Source organism: Sporosarcina sp. P20a (assembly GCF_002743175.1).
GTDB lineage: Bacteria > Bacillota > Bacilli > Bacillales_A > Planococcaceae > Sporosarcina.
On record NZ_PDYT01000023.1, the window covers coordinates 1 to 17,508 of the forward strand.

Here is a 17,508-nt window from a genome sequence, read left to right on the forward strand (position 1 = left end):
TTCCCATACCGAACACGGAAGTTAAGCTCTTCAGCGCCGATGGTAGTTGGGGGTTTCCCCCTGTGAGAGTAGGACGTTGCTAGGCACGCGAAGCCATTCCCTTTGGGGAGTGGCTTTTTTGTGTTTTATAATGGAAATTGATTGAATTTAGGATTGGGGAACTCGTACTTCACGCACTCATAAATTTTCAATATCTGCTTTATGTATGAGGGCAAGCGCTCAATCTCTCAGCTTAACCGCTCAATGAGTCTCGGCGAGCGCTCTATTGCTCGGTTTATCCGCTCAATGAGTCCCGGTAAGAGCTCAATCTTCCCGCTTATCCGCTCAATGAATCCCAGCAAACGCTCAATGGGCCCACGTACCCGCTCACTAAACCACATCAAGCGCTCTATCACATAGCGTCGCAACTTCCCCTTTAAATATCACGCCAACCATCTACTATGACGTTCTACTTGCTATAGCAGCCAGAACTCACTAAATAACCGCGACAATACACAAAAGAATCCATGTCGGAAAGCCCATGGATTAGATAGCAGATATTTCTATTCAATTTCATTGAAGCGGGCTAACTAATCATACGGAGTAGTAAATGTCGTCTTCGCTTTCGTAGCGTACAGTAATGCAATGCCCATTGTCTGATTGGAACTTAAGTGTGGTAGTGTCTAGATCACCAGTAAGTATTGAAAACGAATGTCGGTCTTGTTGTGTGGGTAGACGAGAGTAGTGGATGATATCATGAATAAGAGAAGACATCTCTTCGTACGACGTAAAAACATAATACTCATTAACCATATAAGCCGGCATACTGCTCAACTCCTAAATAAATAGAATGAAGACTCGAGCGACAGGAGGGGTAGCAAACATCTATCTATTCAGCAAGTACTGGAATGCTGGGTTCAAATGATAAAGCGTGAAGTATACTAAATGCATCAACATGCATACTTGTGAATAGAAAAATCATTCTACAGTTATTATATAGTAGAATGATGTAAAATACTATTGAGTATTGTTAGAAAATCTAAATTGGGTGAAAAGATTATTTTTTTAAACTATACATTGTTTGCATGAAAGCTAACAATGCATTTTTATCTGCGTCCGATAGCTTTACGCCATTAAAGGATATTTGTTCTTGCAATAAATTCTCTAGTTCAAGTACTTTAGACGATTTATTATTTTTTGATGAAGAAATAGCTTGATCTACTGTCTCATTAGGCAGGTAACCAGCCAATATTAGTAACTCATTTTTATCTGCCTCTAATGCAGCTGCTAGTGCACAAATCGTTTCACGAGAAGGGTTGTATCTACCTTTTTCCAATGAAGAGATGAAGGAGTAGCTTAGGTTAGCCAGGTCCGCTAAATAACGTAAAGTCATTTGTCTCTGTTCACGTAATTTCCGTAGGCGTATTCCAAATTCATTCAAATATATCTCCTCCTTAGCTATTGGCAAATCATTATTGAAGAGTATGTGCTACTATCATAACCTATATATTGATAAATAACAGAAATAGTAGTTTTAATTTTTTTAGGTAAAAAGACTATACCTAAAAAAATATAAAACAATACTATAATTAAATTTGAAGGTCTATACTCCTAGTGAATTGAAGTTAAAAGGACGATTGTATAATCTACTACTAACAATCCATGTTTTATGCTATATAATCATTTTACACGTTTTTTATATTTACTACTATACTTCATATCCCTAATCTTAATAATTTATTGTGTAATGTCAAACACATTAACAATAGCTAAAGAATATAAAACTTTGCTTTGTATTTCATACTAAAACAGTCGCAGAATTAATAAATGTGTTGACAAAAAGAACAAAACATCATAATATGTGTTGTAAGGCTAAACAAAAAGGTTTTTTTACTCTATTTGTTTAGAAAAACAACACAAACATAAGTAATAGAAAGGAGATCGTAAATAACTTTGTTGTAATTGAAAACTACTTTGGAATATGTAAATGGTAGTTTTACAGTCATCTGTATTTACTAGGTTCGTAGTTTGGTTCCAATGGAGTGCTAGTAATGTCAGGCATGAACAATAAGCATTGCAATGAAAAGAAAGTTATGAGTCTGTAACGTAGATTAAATGTACTTATAAATAAACATCTCAGCAGATCCGAATTTCCTATTAACACGAGTCGATTAGCATACATCAAACAAACTCTGCACTATGTATTAAAAGATTACGTACAACAGTATAAAAAATTAACATGATACGGAAAGTGTAGGTGTTGAGAATGCGTTATGAAAATCAAGAATCTTATAGTCTTAGCAAATTTAAATCTACTTCACTTTTGTTACTTCTTAGTTCTTTATTGGTGATAGGTGGATGTTCACCATTATTTGGTGGAAAAAAGAGTAACAATTCAGCCGCAGTTGCCCTAGCCAGTGAAAAGGTAGATCCATACATGGGGGAGAAAAGTGAAGTTCTTTCCTATGTGTGGACTACTAGAAAGGAAGTATCACTTACTTTTAACGGAATGGCGGATAAAAAAACGATGACTTCACTTTTGGATGCACTAGAAGAAAATCATATGCCAGCTACATTCTTTTTGCCGGGCATTCGGGTAGCAGAAGAGCCGGAAATCGCCAAAATGATTTTGGAACATGGTCATGAAATAGAAAATAATACACTAAACCAAAAGGATCTTCGCAATATAAGTTATGAGCAACTGTATAAAGAAGTCAAACTCAGTAATGAAGTAATTCGCAATGAAACCGGTGTATCGCCTCGTTATGTCAGAACAAGATCAGGTGAATACAATGAGGATCTTCAAGCTATAACTGCACAGCTGGGTATGGATGCGGTTATTAATTACACGATCAACCCGCGAGAAGGGGATATGCAGGGAGCAAAATCAATTGGCGAATATATTGAAAGATATATAACACGCGGGTCAATCATTTCTATGCATACGGATATTAATCCTGAGATTGTTGGTGCTATTCCGTATATCGCAAAAGCTGTTGAAAAAACAGGTTATAAATTAGTCCCACTAAAAGAACTAGTTGATAGAGGTACCAAGCGTAAACCATTAGAACAAATCACAGGCTATGATCAAATTAAAATCAATCCAAACTATAAAGATATTAAACCAAATATCTTCTACGATGCCCCTACAGAAGATAAAGTAATTGCACTGACATTTGACGACTGGGCAAGCGATTACACAGTATCAAAGATTCTCGACATCTTGAAAGAGGAGAAAGTACCTTCCACATTCTTCTTGATTGGTAAAGGTGTTGAGAAGAATCCAAACTTAGCACGCGCTATTTATGAGCAAGGCCATGAAGTTGCAAGCCACTCATACAGTCATCAAGTAGTAACTGGAATGACACCGGAAGAACTGCAAGAGGATTTAGTTAAAGCGCATCAGGTCATTACTGAAGCGATACAAGCCAAACCGACTATGCTGTTTCGACCTGCAACTGGTGAAATAGATGAAAATACAGCGAAAATTGCGATGGCTACAGGTTATAAAAGTATTGCATTGTACGATGTCACACCATTTGACTGGGATACAGCAAATGATGCAGATGAGATCGTTAAACGTATTCTCAATAAACGCGGAGAAGGAAGTGTCATAGTACTTCATATCTTGGATGGTACGCAGACGATTGATGCACTTCCTAAAGTGATCCATACATTACGCGAACAAGGCTACACATTTAAACACATGACAGAATTGATGCGAATGAAGAATAACTAAAAGATGGAGATGGTATGAATGACGAATTCATTATACGAGCAAATCATGTATAAACAAGAAAAGATTGCAGTGGTTGGTTTAGGTTACGTCGGACTACCGGTAGCTATCGCTTTTTCTGAAGTGGCTGATGTCATTGGTTTTGATGTTAGCGAAAAGAAGATTGATCAGTTATTTGCTGGAATTGACGTGACAGGTGATGTTGGAGATGAACGGGTCCGCGATACGAGCATGTTATTTACATCAAACGAAAGGGACTTGCAAGACGCCAAGTTTTTCGTCGTGGCAGTTCCAACGCCAATTCAGTCTGGAAACCTTCCCGACCTAAAAGCTCTCCAGTTAGCCAGCCAAGTGGTAGGACGAAATATGAAGAAGGGTTCAGTCGTGGTCTATGAATCAACTGTATATCCCGGAGTTACAGAGGAAGTGTGCATTCTTGAGCTCGAAGTCGCATCCAACCTGAAATTTGGTACGGATTTTACAGTAGGCTATTCGCCTGAGCGCATTAATCCAGGTGATCAAATCCATAGACTGGAAAACATTATTAAAATTGTTTCTGGCAGTGATGAGGAAACTCTAAATACAGTCGCAAGTGTCTATGAAATGATTATCGATGCTGGCGTATACCGAGCGGAATGTATCAAAGTAGCGGAAGCAGCAAAAGTTATCGAAAATGCACAGCGGGATATTAATATTGCTTTCATGAATGAACTCTCCATGTTGTTTAATCAAATGAAGATCGATACACAGGCAGTATTGCGTGCAGCAAAAACGAAGTGGAACTTCCTACCATTCTCTCCGGGATTAGTAGGCGGTCACTGTATAGGAATCGATCCCTATTATTTAACGTATAAAGCAGAGGACTGCGGTTACCGATCTAAAATATTACTTGCAGGGCGCCATATCAATGATTCGATGGCAGCATATATTTCCCAGCACATCCTCAAGATTCTTGTGCAGCAGAAAATGAATATGAATACTATCAAAGTAGGTGTATTAGGTCTAACTTTTAAAGAAGATTGTCCTGACTTTCGTAATACAAAAGTACTCGATATCATCAAGGAATTAAAAGAGTATGGAATCGAACCAATTGTCGCAGATCCATTGGCAGACCCCCAAGCGGTAAAGGAACAATGCGATATCACACTTGCTTCCATAGATGAATTCAAAGACTTGCACGCAGTGATTGTAGCAGTACCACATGAAGCATATAGAGGACTCACATTGGAAGACTTCCAAAGAATGTTCGAAATGGAAACTACTAAATTACTGGTAGATGTTAAGGGGATCTATAATAAAAAAGAATTTCAAGATGAGAATATACGGTATTGGAGTTTATAAGAAAGGTGTGGAATTATGGTGAAAGAAAAATCAAATGCCAAAACAATAATTAGACACACTAGTGAATCGACCCTTCTTCCAAATATCCCAATAATGCAAAGAAATGAAGAAGGCCAAATGGTCGAAACCAATCGTCTGTTGAAAGATTCCTACTCATGTAATTTCAACGTAACAATGAGAAACAAAAAAAGCAGTACCAAAATGAAAACGAGAGCTATCGAAATATCTAAAACAGAGCTAATTGTAGACTTCGATCCGTCCATGAATTCACTGAAGTCAGGAGATGTCGTCAACTTACGTTTCAAAATTCCTGAAGGGACGATGGAGGAAGGTTACGAGTCCACGGTGAGGATCCGAGGAATAGTTACTTGGCAAGAAGTGAAGACGTCGAATAACGAAATCACTTGGAAAATGGTCTTCCAATTCGTCGAGTCGCTGGATTCCTACTTTCAACGAACGAAGTGGAGATTTATTACGACCTTCACACTTGCCAGTCTCTTACTTGTGGCATTTTTTATCGTATTAATGCGCTTTGAAAGTCTAGTTTATTTTAAATTTAATAAGTTCATTTATTTCTACAGTCTGATTGCAGCTACGTTTTTGCTAACTCGGTATATATTTGGTGCATTCTATAGGAATGTACCAATCAATTCAAATTATCGCCCAGGTGTTTCCATTATTATTCCAGTATTTAATGAAGAAGAATGGATTCATAAAACAATACTCGGTTGTCTAAATCAAAACTATCCAATCGAACAGCTAGAGGTAATTGTCGTAGATGACCAGTCTACCGATCTCACGGTTGAAAATATCTGGAAAGCAGTCGAAAGGCTAGAACAAGAAGATGAGGTATACAAAATTAAAGAACGTTTACAAGTATACGTAATGCCGAAAAACGGCGGGAAACGGAAAGCTTTAGTGGATGGTGTAGCAATGGCCAAACATGATCTCGTCGTTTTTGTCGATTCGGATAGCTTCTTGGGTCCAAATGCTATTTTGAATTTAGTTCAGCCATTCCAAGATCCTAAAATGGGTGGCGTCTCAGGACGGACGGATGTTGAAAATAAATATACAAACAATATTACTAAATTACAAGTCGTGCGCTACTACATCGCATTCCGCGTAATGAAAGCAGCCGAATCATACTTTGACTGTGTCACTTGTTTATCCGGTCCACTGTCTTGCTATAGAAAGTCTTTGATTCTTGAGAATCAAGAGGATTGGCTTAATCAAACGTTTTTAGGGCAGCCAGCAACATTTGGAGATGATCGCAGTATGACCAATTATATTCTACAAACACACCGCACAGCATACCAAGATAAAGCAATCTGTTCGACAGTTGTACCAGACAAATTTGGTGTCTTTTTGAAACAGCAAATGCGCTGGAAACGCTCTTGGTTACGTGAATCACTACGAGCGGGAACATTTATTTGGAGGAAAGAGGTATTCATGGCTCTGTTCTTTTACGTGGGCCTGATTGTACCAATTGCAGCACCGGTTGTCGTACTGTACAACTTAGTCTATGTGCCGCTGTTTCACGGTATAATCCCGATAACCTTCTTGATGGGACTATTCCTTATGGCCTTTATGATGAGTGTCGCGTACTTGTTCTTTAGGAAAAGCAGTCTGTGGATTTTCGGATTTGTCTTCGTTTTGATGTATGAGGCTGTTCTTTTATGGCAGATGCCTGTTGCGTGGGTAACGTTCTGGAAATCTACTTGGGGAACGCGCGATACACCACAAGATATTGAAGCGCGTGAGAAGAAGTTGGGGAAGAAGCTGAAAAAAGATCCTCTAACTATCAAATCATAACTATATGAGTTTGTAGACAAGGAGAATGAAATATGAAACGAAAAAGTAATGAAATATTAGATTATGAAAAGAAGAATCGACGGAAAGTCAGACGATCAATTTTTCAATTGGGTATTTTATTGGTTATTGTTTTCCTTGTGTTCCAAACGTTTGTCGAAATAAATCATTATGATGCATCGAATACTAAAGATTGGAAGAACAAGGGGGGATTTATTGCTCTTTCATATCCAGGTGTATCAAGGGATGGATCAGACTCACTGTTTGCAAAAAAACAATTGCAACGACAGCTAGAAGCGTTGACAGACCAAGGATACGAAACGATTTCTCAACAAGATATTTTGAATTTCTACAATAACAAGAAACCTTTACCTGAAAAAGCATTGTTCCTTGCCTTCGAAGATGGACGTACGGATACGAGCGTATTCGTCAATCCATTGTTGAAGAAGTATAACTACAAAGCGACATTGCTCTCTTTTGCCAACAAATTAGACGAGAACGATAAGCGTTTTCTTCAACCTTCACATCTAAAACAGATGCAAAAAAGCGGATTTTGGGAATTAGGTAGCAACGGTAACCGTTTAACATACATTAACATCTTCAATAAGGAAGGTACATTCTTGAATATTCGAGATGATGAAGAAGTAATAAGTAAAGACGAAATCGATTCGTACAATCACTTTTCAATGGATTTCATTCGTGATCAGTACTTGATTCCGAGTGAGAACCGAGTGGAAATGGAGAAGCGTATTACAAATGACTATCAAGAGATGCGCGATGTGTATCAAAAACAATTGGGTGCTATGCCTGGCGTCTACATGATTATGCATGCAAACGGTCTGTATAATACAGCGAATAAATTGGTTACAGAAGTCAATGACAAAGAGATTAGAAAGACATTTGATATGCACTTCAATCAAGAAGGGCATGCATACAACACAAAAGATAAAGAACTATATAACCTAACCCGCGTCCAGCCAAAGACATCTTGGTCAACGAATCATTTACTCATGAAGATTCTAAGTGATACTAATCAAAAGGTGAATTTCGTAAAAGGTAATGTAAAACAGGCCAAACAGTGGAAGACAATTGAAAGTGCAGCGGAGTTTCATGATAATACAATTACTCTTACGTCAAAAGCTAGAAAGTATGGAAAACTGGTACTGACAGAAAGTACTAACAAGGATATACAGTTCACAGGAAAAGTGGGAGGTACTGCTGAAGGTCAACAATCGATTTACTTACGACGTAGTGATAATGGTGATTCATATGTAAAAATTGCATTTGAAAATGATCATCTAGTGATTGAAGAAAAGGTGGCGGGGCAGTTGAAAGAGTTACTTGAAACAAAACCCATACCGAAAGCCACAATGGAGCAAACAACAGTCCAAGATCAAACAGCTTCACAAAAAGAAGACATAGTACAGCATGAAAAATTACTTAATGAAAAGAATATAAAAATTGTACTTCAGGATAATAAATTAAACATCAAGCTGAATGATAAAAAGATTGTTAACAATCTGGTCGTCAATCAAGAGATCGTGGCTGGAAAGCTAGCACTAGGTTCTACATGGGTACCAGGAGATTTCAATGATCCAATACATGATGCACAGTTTAGTGATGTGACAATCGCTTCCTTGCCGGACAGTGATGTTGTGCAGACGACATTGTTCACAAATGAAATACAAAAACCACAGCAACTCATGTATACGTTTGTTGGATCAATCAAGTCGGCAATGAACTGGGTAGTTGATAATTTCTAATAACTGGGATGAACTGAAAAGGCGGAGATTTCATTGCTTACTAATAAAAGAATATTACTCATTGTAATTTCCTGCTTCTTTTTTAGTGGATGCCAGGAAAGAAAACAGCAAACTATGGATTTATCAGTTCTAGACGAATTAGAATTTTCAGCTTGGGTGACGGAATGGCAGTGGCAAAGTGGTGTGGATGACCTCCGACAAGTTCAAGGTCTGGATAGGGCACAGGTTTTTGCAGCCTATTTTGATGGTGAGGATCACGTATATTTGCGGAACAAAATGGACGATGCCATTGATGCTATGAAGAAATTATCAACGGAACGTAATATACCTCTCGATTTAACGATTGTAAATGATCAGTTTCTACCTGATGGAACGGTCGTTCACAAAGATTCTGAGTTAATTGGACGCTTGGTAGAAACGCCAGAAAGTCGCAAAAAGCATATTAATGATATTTTGGCGTACATCGGTGCCTATCAATTTGAAGGCTTAGAAATAGACTATGAAAATATAGATGAAGAAGATCTGCCAAACTTGCTTCAATTTTATAAAGAACTATATGACGTTCTTCTAGCACAAGGAAAGTCACTGCGTATTATATTGGAACCTAATTTACCCGTCGAACAATACAATTTTCCAATTGGACCAGTTTACGTCATGATGGCCTATAACTTATTTGGCGGCCATTCAGAGCCCGGTCCAAAGGCAGATGATGATTTCATCCGCAAAGTAGTGAATAAAATGAGTACACTTCCGGGGCAACCGGTTATCGCACTATCGGCTGGCGGTTTTAGTTGGAAACTTGGAAAAGATGAGACGAAACCCCTCACTGAAACAGAAGCAGAAGATCTTGCCGGGAAAAGTAAAGTTTTACCGAGACGAGATCCATCCAGTGGAGGTATGTACTTTGATTATCAAGATGAACACGGTGATGCGTTCACAGTTTGGTACGGAGATCAGCAGACTTTGTATCAATGGATGAAAGTTGCAGCTGAAGAGGGACAAATGAGGGTTTCTCTATGGCGTATGGGTGGAATGGAAACATCCACATTGGAATTTCTAAATAAGGCAGTCAATTATAAAGCGAGAGCGAGAGGAGAAAACGAGATGTTTGCCAATCATATAAAAGAAATCAGGAAACAAATGAACCTTACGCAGGCTGAATTGGCTGAGCGGGTGGGCATCGGACGTACAGCTTTATCCAAAATAGAGAATGGAGCTTACTATCCAAGCGCCAAGACAATGAAGAAAATCTCCGATGTACTCAATAAACCCATCGGCGAAATATTTTTTAACACAGATATTTCGTGAGGACACACATATCACTATGAATGCTTTAACTATAGATATGTGGAGCAACCAAGCACCGCATATCTATTTCTTCTGGCGGCATTCATCCTAGATACAACGAATCAAAGAATTTGGGACACATTTCTATGGAATAAGGAAAGTCTCGTTCGTTTGAAGAATCTGGAGGGGTTTTTTATAGAGAGTGACATAGAAGTAGTTATACATTATGATAGTTCTACCACTTTTTTCCGTCGTGCTACAACCAATATTACAGAAAACACATTCAAGGGAGTCTGTGGTAGTACTACATAAAAACTAACCCAAATACACTCTAAGCAATGGAATATTGTGCAAGCCATCACAGCTGAAAGTATGGGTTGATACAAAAAGCGATTCTCCTTTACTCAGGAGTGTCGCTTTTTGCTATACTGAATGAAAGTAAAGGAGTGCGTAATAGATGAAGTATCAAGATCGTCCACTTGTGCAAGCCTTGCAGAACTTTCATGACCGGAAACCTGTATCATTCCATGTGCCAGGACATAAAGGCGGCGTATTATCCAATTTGCCAGTTACTGTGCGTCAAGCACTTGCCTATGATTTGACGGAGCTTACAGGACTTGATGACTTGCATGAACCGTCAGCAGCCATTAAAGAAGCAGAAGACAAGTTGGCATGTCTTTACGGCAGTGAACGGAGTTTCTTTTTAGTGAATGGTTCGACTGTTGGAAACCTGGCTATGCTGTATGCAACCGTTCGACCGGGTGACTTGGTAATGGTACAACGCAATGCACATAAATCGATATTCAATGCACTGGAACTGACAGGGGCCAATCCGGTGTTTCTATCCCCAGATTGGGATGAGCTGACACAAACGGCTGGAACGGTATCTTTGAAGACCGTAAAAGAGGCGCTTACACAGTATCCAAATGTAAAAGCAGCCGTCTTCACGACGCCTACTTATTACGGCATACTAAATAAAGATCTAGAACAGATTATAGAAGTGTGTCATAGTTTTAGCATACCGGTTCTAGTTGATGAAGCGCATGGGGCACATTTTATAGTACATGATGCATTTCCAACGAGCGCACTCGAACTCGGAGCAGATCTGGTCGTTCAGTCAGCGCATAAAACATTACCCGCGATGACGATGGCCTCTTTTTTACATATACATTCGCAATTTGTGAAGGTGGAAAGAGTCGCACATTACCTCCAGATGTTACAGTCCAGCAGTCCATCTTATTTATTGATGGCATCTTTGGATGATGCAAGGTATTATGCAGAGACGTATGATGAAAAAGACTATGAAAGCTTTCAATTATATAGAAGGAATTTAATTCAAGATTTGTGCAACTTGGCGGGCGTCGAAGTAGTGGAAACTGACGATCAACTGAAGTTACTCATACGCGCAACAGGTCATACGGGGTTCGTCTTGCAGAAGGCATTGGAGATGCGGGGCATTTATCCAGAGTTGGCAGATCTATACCAAGTGTTGCTTGTCCTGCCTTTAGTGAAAGTACGGGATGAAAAACGCTGTGTTGACGTGGTGGACAAATTTAAGGTAGCGATGGACTGCTTAGCGGAGAAAAAAACTACATCAGTACGGCTCCACAACTATTTATCTAAGAGTTCTCCATCATCGGTAGTATATACAGCAAGTCAGCTTCATACGATGGATATGGGATGGGTAAACATGCAGAGCGCAACTGGAAGAGTGGCAGCGGATGCGATTATTCCGTATCCACCAGGCATTCCGCTTTTATGTGCGGGAGAGCGCATTAGCCATGAACACATGGAACAAATACAGGATCTATTAATGGCTGGCTGTAGATTTCAAGGAGCAATTAATAGGGAGACGAAACAAATAAAAGTAGTTGTTGAATAGATAGGGGATAAGAAGATGGCAGGATTATTCATTAGTTTTGAAGGACCAGAAGGGGCTGGTAAGACGACTGTATTGCAAGAAATTGCAGAGCGCCTAAAAGCACAAGGACAAGATGTAGTCATGACACGAGAACCAGGTGGCATTCCTATTGCTGAAAAAATCCGTGAAGTCATTTTGGATTCAAACCACAGTGCGATGGACGGTAAGACGGAAGCGTTGCTGTATGCAGCTGCGCGGAGACAACATTTAGTAGAGAAAATCATCCCTGCACTCAAGCAGAATAAAATCGTGCTATGCGATCGTTTCATTGATAGTTCATTGGCTTATCAAGGGGTTGCACGTAAACTTGGCATCAACGAAGTTCTGGCAATCAACTTGTTCGCGATTGAGGAATATATGCCGGATTGCACCATCTTCTTCGATGTGCCGCCCGAAGTGGGGCTAGCCCGTATATGGAAAGATCAAGAGCGTGAACAGAACCGTCTAGATTTGGAAAAACTGGAGTTTCATGAACAAGTGTATAAAGGCTATCAAGAAGTAATGCTACGGGATGAAGGGCGAATCCAGGTGGTGGACGCACAACAATTACCAGCACAAGTAATTGAAAATGTTTGGCAAATTGTAAGTTCAGAAGTCAACTTACATAAGAATTCATGATATAATAAAAAAGAAACATGTTTTTATAAGAAATCGGAAAAGGGGAGAGTACATTGAAACTGATTGTAGCAGTGGTACAGGACCAAGATAGTAACCGATTATCTTCTGCATTGACTAAAAGTGATTTTCGGAATACAAAGTTAGCCAGTACAGGCGGATTTCTTCGCGCTGGTAACACAACGTTTCTAATGGGTGTGGAAGATGAGTTAGTCTCCAAAGCACTGGATTTAATTCGTGATAATTGCCGTTCCCGCGATCAAATGGTCGCACCGGTTTCACCAATGGGTGGTAATGCGGATTCATATATTCCGTATCCAATTGAAGTAGAAGTAGGCGGAGCTACTGTATTCGTCTTGCCAATTGAACAGTTCCACCATTTTTAATCTAGAGGTGAATGCTGATGAAAGTCAATGGTGAATACCGTACAGGGATGGATAAGTTACCGCCTGACCCTCTTCGGCATGCACAAGGTAATGCCAAGTTTGGACAAATGGTAGAAAAACATGGATCTCGTCTGCAAGGAGAACAGATCGCACGGTTGTTTGGGGATATCTCAAGTGCTGGGGATCGACTCGCTAGGTCCCGGAATTTACGTGATATGGCGAAGTACAAGATGTTGATTAAACGTTTTTTGAAAGAAGCGGTAGATTCAGGTATTGAGCTAACACAATCTCATACATGGAACCAATTCGGTGAAGGCCGCCGATTAAAACTTGTCCAAACAATAGATGAAAAACTAATTGCGTTGACGGAAGCACTGTTGGATGAAGAAGCGTCATCCATTGATTTACTTGCCAAAATAGGTGAAATCAAAGGTCTACTGATCAATTTATATACGTGATCCCGTGCCGCACTCACATGTAGCACGGGGTTTTTTGCAACATCTTTACTAACTAAGGAGGAGCTTGCATGTCACAGAAGTTGCACGACCATGCATTGCAGTCTCAGAAGCAGGTTATTGATAAATTAACTATGATTCACCGAAGACAGCGTATTGGACATGCCTATATATTTGACGGTTCAAATGGGGCAGGCAAAGAAGCGGTTGCACAATATTTCACAAAACTGCTATTATGCATGAATCCGAAAGAAAATGTTCCATGTGAAACATGTCATTCGTGTAAACGTATAGAATCGGGTAACCATCCGAACTTAGTTTGGATTAGACCCGACGGACAGGATATCAAAAAGGATCAAATGTCCGAATTAATTATGAAGATGACGAAAAAAGGGTATGAAGAAGGACGGAAAGTATATGTGATTGTTAATGCGGAAAGAATGAATGCTTCGTCAGCCAATACATTGCTGAAATTCCTAGAAGAACCTGAAGGAAGCGTCACAGCTATTTTACTTACAAATTCCTATCCATCCATTTTGCCGACAATTCAATCACGTTGTCAGCGAATTTCACTACAGCCAATGAATCACCAGAATAGTATTGAAAGTCTTGTGGAAAAAGGAGTTACAGCCTCTATGGCATCTACTGTAACGATGATGACAGCAAATGTCGAAGTAGCTTATGAAATGGCTCAAGAAGATTCCTTTGTACAGAGACGGAAATTAGTGTTAAAATTAGTAGAGGCAATTGAACAGAGAACTCCGGGTGAGGCATTGCTGTTCATTCAGACAGATTGGATGCCTTCCATGAAGGAGAAAAGTGATTGTGAACAAGGACTCGATTTGCTTCTCTTCGCATACCGTGATATTGTGGCGGTAAAAGCAGGGTTGCAGTCGACGATATCCTATCCCGATCAAGTAGAAGTCTTCACAGGACATTCTGTCAAAAATACTTATAGCAGTTTAACTGTTAAAATAGATGCCGTCTTGCAGGCGAAAAAACGATTGCATCAAAATATGAATCGTACGCTTTTACTAGAACAATTGGTGCTTACTATGCAGGAGGGGTTATTGTTTGTTTAAAGTCGTAGGCGTCCGCTTTAAAAAGGCGGGAAAATTATATTATTTCGACCCATTGGATATGCCGATTGAAATTGGTGACTATGTCATTGTGGAAACCGCGAGAGGCGTAGAGTACGGTAAAGTAGCCAGTCGAAGTAATGAAATAGATGATGAAGATGTCGTTTTGCCATTGAAAAAGATCATTCGTCTTGCAGATGAAGGTGATCGTGAACGCGTCAAAGAGAATGAGCAAGAAGCTAATGAAGCATTTGATGTATGCGTGGAAAAAATCATGGAACATCAATTAGATATGCGTTTAGTAGATGTAGAATATACATTTGATCGTAATAAAATTGTTTTTTACTTCACTGCTGAAGGTCGAGTGGACTTCCGCAACTTAGTGAAAGATCTCGCTGCGATTTTCCGGACAAGAATCGAATTGCGCCAAATCGGTGTGCGTGATGAAGCGAAAATGCTAGGCGGTATTGGTCCATGTGGTAGAATGCTTTGCTGTTCAACATTTTTAGGTGATTTTGAACCAGTATCCATTAAGATGGCGAAAGATCAAAATCTTTCATTGAACCCATCGAAGATTTCTGGTCTATGCGGTCGCTTGATGTGTTGTTTAAAGTATGAAAATGACGCATATGAAGAAGCGAAAGCGCTCATGCCCGATCTTGGTAAACAAGTAGTTACACAGGATGGAGTAGGGAAGGTAGTCGGACTGAACTTATTGGAGCGTGTGCTTCAAGTGAATATGCCGGCATTTGAACGAGTAGTGGAATATGCGTGGAGTGAGATTGAGGATTTACAGAAAGAAACAGCTCAATTGACTAAATGATGAGGTGGAACAGTTGAAAGAAGTGAACTTCCTTGACAGGGTAATGGATTTTGAACAACAGTTGGATTCTATGCAAAAACAATTCAGGGAACTCATTGGATTTGTTGCAAAGATGACTGAAGAAAACCACTCGCTTCGTCTGGAAAACCATCATCTACGAACGCGACTCGATGAAATCGATAAGATTACACAAGAAATAGAAGAGGCCGCGCGTGATGAACGTCCAAAGAAGCTTGATGTGGGCGAAGGCGTAGACAATCTGGCTCGTTTGTACAATGAAGGTTTTCATGTGTGCAATGTCCACTATGGCAGCAGTCGTAAAGGTGAGGATTGTCTATTCTGCCTGTCATTCTTAAATAAACAGAACGGTTGAGAGGTCAATTCCTATTTTTAGGTATTGGCTTTTTCTTTTGATTGAAGGAGTGTAGATTGTGAACCTACAAAGTGATGAACGATTGGATTATTTATTAGCAGAGGACTTGCGGATTATTCAAAGTCCTTCCGTTTTTTCCTTTTCACTAGATGCGGTGCTGCTGGCGCGTTTTGCCTATATGCCGATCCGTGGAGGCAAGATTGTGGATTTGTGTACGGGGAATGGTGTAATCCCATTGTTCATGAGTGCTCGAACAAAAGGTGAAATCATCGGTATTGAGTTGCAAGAACGGCTAGCGGATATGGCACACAGAAGCGTAGCGCTTAACGGTCTCGAAGAACAGATAGCAATTGAACATGAAAACGTCATAGGGATTGCAAAGAAAATTGGTTACGAAGTATATGACACCGTCACATGCAATCCGCCTTATTTCCCGGCAAATGAAGCAAGTGCTAGAAATAAAAGTGAGCACTATACGATCGCTAGGCATGAAGTGGAGCTAACACTAGATCAAGCAGTGAAATCCGCAAGTGAATTATTGAAGCAAGGTGGAAAAGCGGCTTTTGTCCACCGGCCTGGCAGACTTCTCGACATCATTACATCTATGAGACAGTACCGTCTGGAACCAAAGCGTATTCGTTTTGTCTATCCAAAAGCAGGGAAAGATGCGAATACACTGTTGATTGAAGCAATTAAGGATGGAAAACCTGATCTGAAAATCCTTCCTCCTTTATATGTCTACCGCGAAAATGGGGAGTATACAGAAGAAGTGAGGCAGTTATTGTATGGAGAAGAATGAACACTTCTTCTATGTGCTGACATGTAATGATGGATCGTATTATGCTGGATATACGAATGATTTAGAATGTCGCTTGCGTGTACATAATGAAGGAAAAGGTGCTAAATATACGAGGGGGCGCTTACCTGTAAAGTACATTTATCAAGAATCGTTTGAAACGCAGCGACAAGCAATGCAAGCAGAGTATCAGTTTAAGCAATTGACCAGAAAACAAAAAGAACACTATATAAAAAAGGAGCGGTCCACATGATTACGTCACAAAAGAGTGCCGAAGCAACAGTGTTCGGGAAGTTGTTCATCGTAGGCACACCAATCGGCAACCTCGAGGACATGACATTCCGTGCAGTCCGAATCTTACAGGAAGCAGATTATATTGCGGCGGAGGACACGCGTAATACGATAAAATTATGTAATCATTTTGAGATTACTACACAAATGATCAGCTATCACGAACACAATACACGTGTGGCGGGAGAAAAGATTATAGAACTCCTTCAAGAAGGGAAGGATATTGCTATTGTCAGTGATGCAGGAATGCCGTGTATTTCAGATCCTGGTGCAGATCTAGTGGAATTGGCGATTGAACAGGGAATTGCTGTCGTTCCTGTTCCAGGACCAAACGCAGCCATTACAGCATTAGTAGCATCAGGTATTACACCACAACCGTTCTTGTTTTTTGGTTTTCTATCGCGTCAAAAGAAGGAACTAAAAATCCAGCTCGAGAAATTACAGCGCTATGAGGAAACCTTATTGTTTTACGAAGCCCCTCATCGTTTAAAACAGACATTGCGTGGCTTAGCAGAACAGTTTGGGGATGAACGAAAGATTGTAATGGCCCGCGAATTGACGAAGCGGTTTGAGGAATTCTTGAGAGGGACAATTGCAGAAGCAATTGAGTGGGCAGATTCCAATGAAATTAGAGGAGAGTTCTGTTTGGTCGTGGAAGGTAATCAGGACATCCAACAGGAAGTTGCGACTGCCTGGTGGACAGATTTGTCGATCAAGGAGCATGTTGAACATATAATAGAAGAAAAAGAAATTCGTTCGAAAGATGCGATAAAAGAAGTAGCCGATCTTCGCGAGGTAAGTAAACGAGATGTTTATCAGGCATATCACGTAGAATAAGACAAAAAAGTCCTGAA

At 39.9% G+C, this 17,508-nt stretch carries 16 protein-coding genes and 1 rRNA gene; 16 read left to right on the forward strand and 1 reads right to left on the reverse strand.

Going from position 1 to position 17,508, the window contains the following annotated elements; genetic code table 11:
* Nucleotides 1–85: ribosomal RNA gene (gene rrf, locus CSV72_RS13920) — 5S ribosomal RNA — on the forward strand; the annotation flags it as partial.
* Nucleotides 86–1,036: 951 nt separating this feature from the next.
* Here rrf and CSV72_RS13930 read toward each other — a convergent pair.
* Nucleotides 1,037–1,420 (reverse strand): helix-turn-helix domain-containing protein, encoded by a 384-nt coding sequence (locus CSV72_RS13930; RefSeq protein WP_099678863.1) that lies wholly within the window; start codon nt 1,418–1,420, stop codon nt 1,037–1,039.
* Nucleotides 1,421–2,245: 825 nt separating this feature from the next.
* Here CSV72_RS13930 and CSV72_RS13935 point away from each other — a divergent pair.
* From CSV72_RS13935 to rsmI, 15 genes are all read left to right on the forward strand, one after another.
* Nucleotides 2,246–3,718 carry a polysaccharide deacetylase family protein gene (locus tag CSV72_RS13935; protein WP_099678864.1) on the forward strand — a complete coding sequence of 491 codons (1,473 nt, stop codon included), beginning with the start codon at nt 2,246–2,248 and terminating at the stop codon, nt 3,716–3,718.
* Nucleotides 3,719–3,736: 18 nt separating this feature from the next.
* Complete coding sequence (locus CSV72_RS13940) at nt 3,737–5,056, forward strand: nucleotide sugar dehydrogenase (RefSeq protein WP_099678865.1); 1,320 nt, start codon at nt 3,737–3,739, stop codon at nt 5,054–5,056.
* A 93-nt stretch (nt 5,057–5,149) separates the two neighbouring features.
* Nucleotides 5,150–6,868, forward strand: a complete 1,719-nt coding sequence (locus CSV72_RS13945; protein WP_369802926.1) for a glycosyltransferase family 2 protein — start codon at nt 5,150–5,152, stop codon at nt 6,866–6,868.
* A 32-nt stretch (nt 6,869–6,900) separates the two neighbouring features.
* The gene (locus CSV72_RS13950) at nt 6,901–8,628 is read left to right on the forward strand and encodes a polysaccharide deacetylase family protein (RefSeq protein WP_099678867.1); all 1,728 of its coding nucleotides are present in this window, start codon (nt 6,901–6,903) and stop codon (nt 8,626–8,628) included.
* Nucleotides 8,629–8,742: 114 nt separating this feature from the next.
* The gene (locus CSV72_RS13955; protein WP_099678868.1) at nt 8,743–9,936 is read left to right on the forward strand and encodes a helix-turn-helix domain-containing protein; all 1,194 of its coding nucleotides are present in this window, start codon (nt 8,743–8,745) and stop codon (nt 9,934–9,936) included.
* Nucleotides 9,937–10,372: 436 nt separating this feature from the next.
* The gene (locus tag CSV72_RS13960; RefSeq protein ID WP_099678869.1) at nt 10,373–11,797 is read left to right on the forward strand and encodes an aminotransferase class I/II-fold pyridoxal phosphate-dependent enzyme; all 1,425 of its coding nucleotides are present in this window, start codon (nt 10,373–10,375) and stop codon (nt 11,795–11,797) included.
* 15 nt (nt 11,798–11,812) lie between these two features.
* Nucleotides 11,813–12,454, forward strand: a complete 642-nt coding sequence (gene tmk / locus CSV72_RS13965) for a dTMP kinase (RefSeq protein ID WP_099634805.1) — start codon at nt 11,813–11,815, stop codon at nt 12,452–12,454.
* A 53-nt stretch (nt 12,455–12,507) separates the two neighbouring features.
* Nucleotides 12,508–12,837: a cyclic-di-AMP receptor gene (locus CSV72_RS13970; protein WP_009499399.1), complete on the forward strand. Its 330-nt coding sequence runs from the start codon at nt 12,508–12,510 to the stop codon at nt 12,835–12,837.
* Nucleotides 12,838–12,854: 17 nt separating this feature from the next.
* Nucleotides 12,855–13,295: a YaaR family protein gene (locus CSV72_RS13975; protein ID WP_099678870.1), complete on the forward strand. Its 441-nt coding sequence runs from the start codon at nt 12,855–12,857 to the stop codon at nt 13,293–13,295.
* Nucleotides 13,296–13,363: 68 nt separating this feature from the next.
* Nucleotides 13,364–14,374 (forward strand): DNA polymerase III subunit delta', encoded by a 1,011-nt coding sequence (gene holB / locus CSV72_RS13980; RefSeq protein WP_099678871.1) that lies wholly within the window; start codon nt 13,364–13,366, stop codon nt 14,372–14,374.
* Nucleotides 14,367–15,194 carry a PSP1 domain-containing protein gene (locus CSV72_RS13985; RefSeq protein WP_099678872.1) on the forward strand — a complete coding sequence of 276 codons (828 nt, stop codon included), beginning with the start codon at nt 14,367–14,369 and terminating at the stop codon, nt 15,192–15,194. The genes holB and CSV72_RS13985 overlap by 8 nt, the downstream gene beginning before the upstream one ends.
* Before the next feature lie 13 nt (nt 15,195–15,207).
* The gene (gene yabA, locus CSV72_RS13990; RefSeq protein ID WP_099632507.1) at nt 15,208–15,567 is read left to right on the forward strand and encodes a DNA replication initiation control protein YabA; all 360 of its coding nucleotides are present in this window, start codon (nt 15,208–15,210) and stop codon (nt 15,565–15,567) included.
* Between the two features lie 55 nt (nt 15,568–15,622).
* Complete coding sequence (locus CSV72_RS13995) at nt 15,623–16,366, forward strand: tRNA1(Val) (adenine(37)-N6)-methyltransferase (RefSeq protein ID WP_099678873.1); 744 nt, start codon at nt 15,623–15,625, stop codon at nt 16,364–16,366.
* Entirely contained in the window at nt 16,353–16,616 is a 264-nt protein-coding gene (locus CSV72_RS14000; protein WP_099678874.1) for a GIY-YIG nuclease family protein, read from the forward strand. Before CSV72_RS13995 ends, CSV72_RS14000 begins: the two co-directional genes overlap by 14 nt.
* Nucleotides 16,616–17,491: a 16S rRNA (cytidine(1402)-2'-O)-methyltransferase gene (gene rsmI, locus CSV72_RS14005; protein WP_369802927.1), complete on the forward strand. Its 876-nt coding sequence runs from the start codon at nt 16,616–16,618 to the stop codon at nt 17,489–17,491. Before CSV72_RS14000 ends, rsmI begins: the two co-directional genes overlap by 1 nt.
* The last annotated feature ends 17 nt before the right edge of the window (nt 17,492–17,508 follow it).

Bases quoted from the DNA above. Each gene is read 5' to 3' on its own strand.
- CSV72_RS14000 (WP_099678874.1), top strand. From the start codon at position 16,353: ATGGAGAAGAATGAACACTTCTTCTATGTGCTGACATGTAATGATGGA.
- holB (WP_099678871.1), top strand. From the start codon at position 13,364: ATGTCACAGAAGTTGCACGACCATGCATTGCAGTCTCAGAAGCAGGTT.
- CSV72_RS13950 (WP_099678867.1), top strand. From the start codon at position 6,901: ATGAAACGAAAAAGTAATGAAATATTAGATTATGAAAAGAAGAATCGA.
- CSV72_RS13935 (WP_099678864.1), top strand. From the start codon at position 2,246: ATGCGTTATGAAAATCAAGAATCTTATAGTCTTAGCAAATTTAAATCT.
- CSV72_RS13960 (WP_099678869.1), top strand. From the start codon at position 10,373: ATGAAGTATCAAGATCGTCCACTTGTGCAAGCCTTGCAGAACTTTCAT.
- CSV72_RS13975 (WP_099678870.1), top strand. From the start codon at position 12,855: ATGAAAGTCAATGGTGAATACCGTACAGGGATGGATAAGTTACCGCCT.
- CSV72_RS13945 (WP_369802926.1), top strand. From the start codon at position 5,150: ATGCAAAGAAATGAAGAAGGCCAAATGGTCGAAACCAATCGTCTGTTG.
- CSV72_RS13955 (WP_099678868.1), top strand. From the start codon at position 8,743: ATGGATTTATCAGTTCTAGACGAATTAGAATTTTCAGCTTGGGTGACG.
- tmk (WP_099634805.1), top strand. From the start codon at position 11,813: ATGGCAGGATTATTCATTAGTTTTGAAGGACCAGAAGGGGCTGGTAAG.
- CSV72_RS13940 (WP_099678865.1), top strand. From the start codon at position 3,737: ATGACGAATTCATTATACGAGCAAATCATGTATAAACAAGAAAAGATT.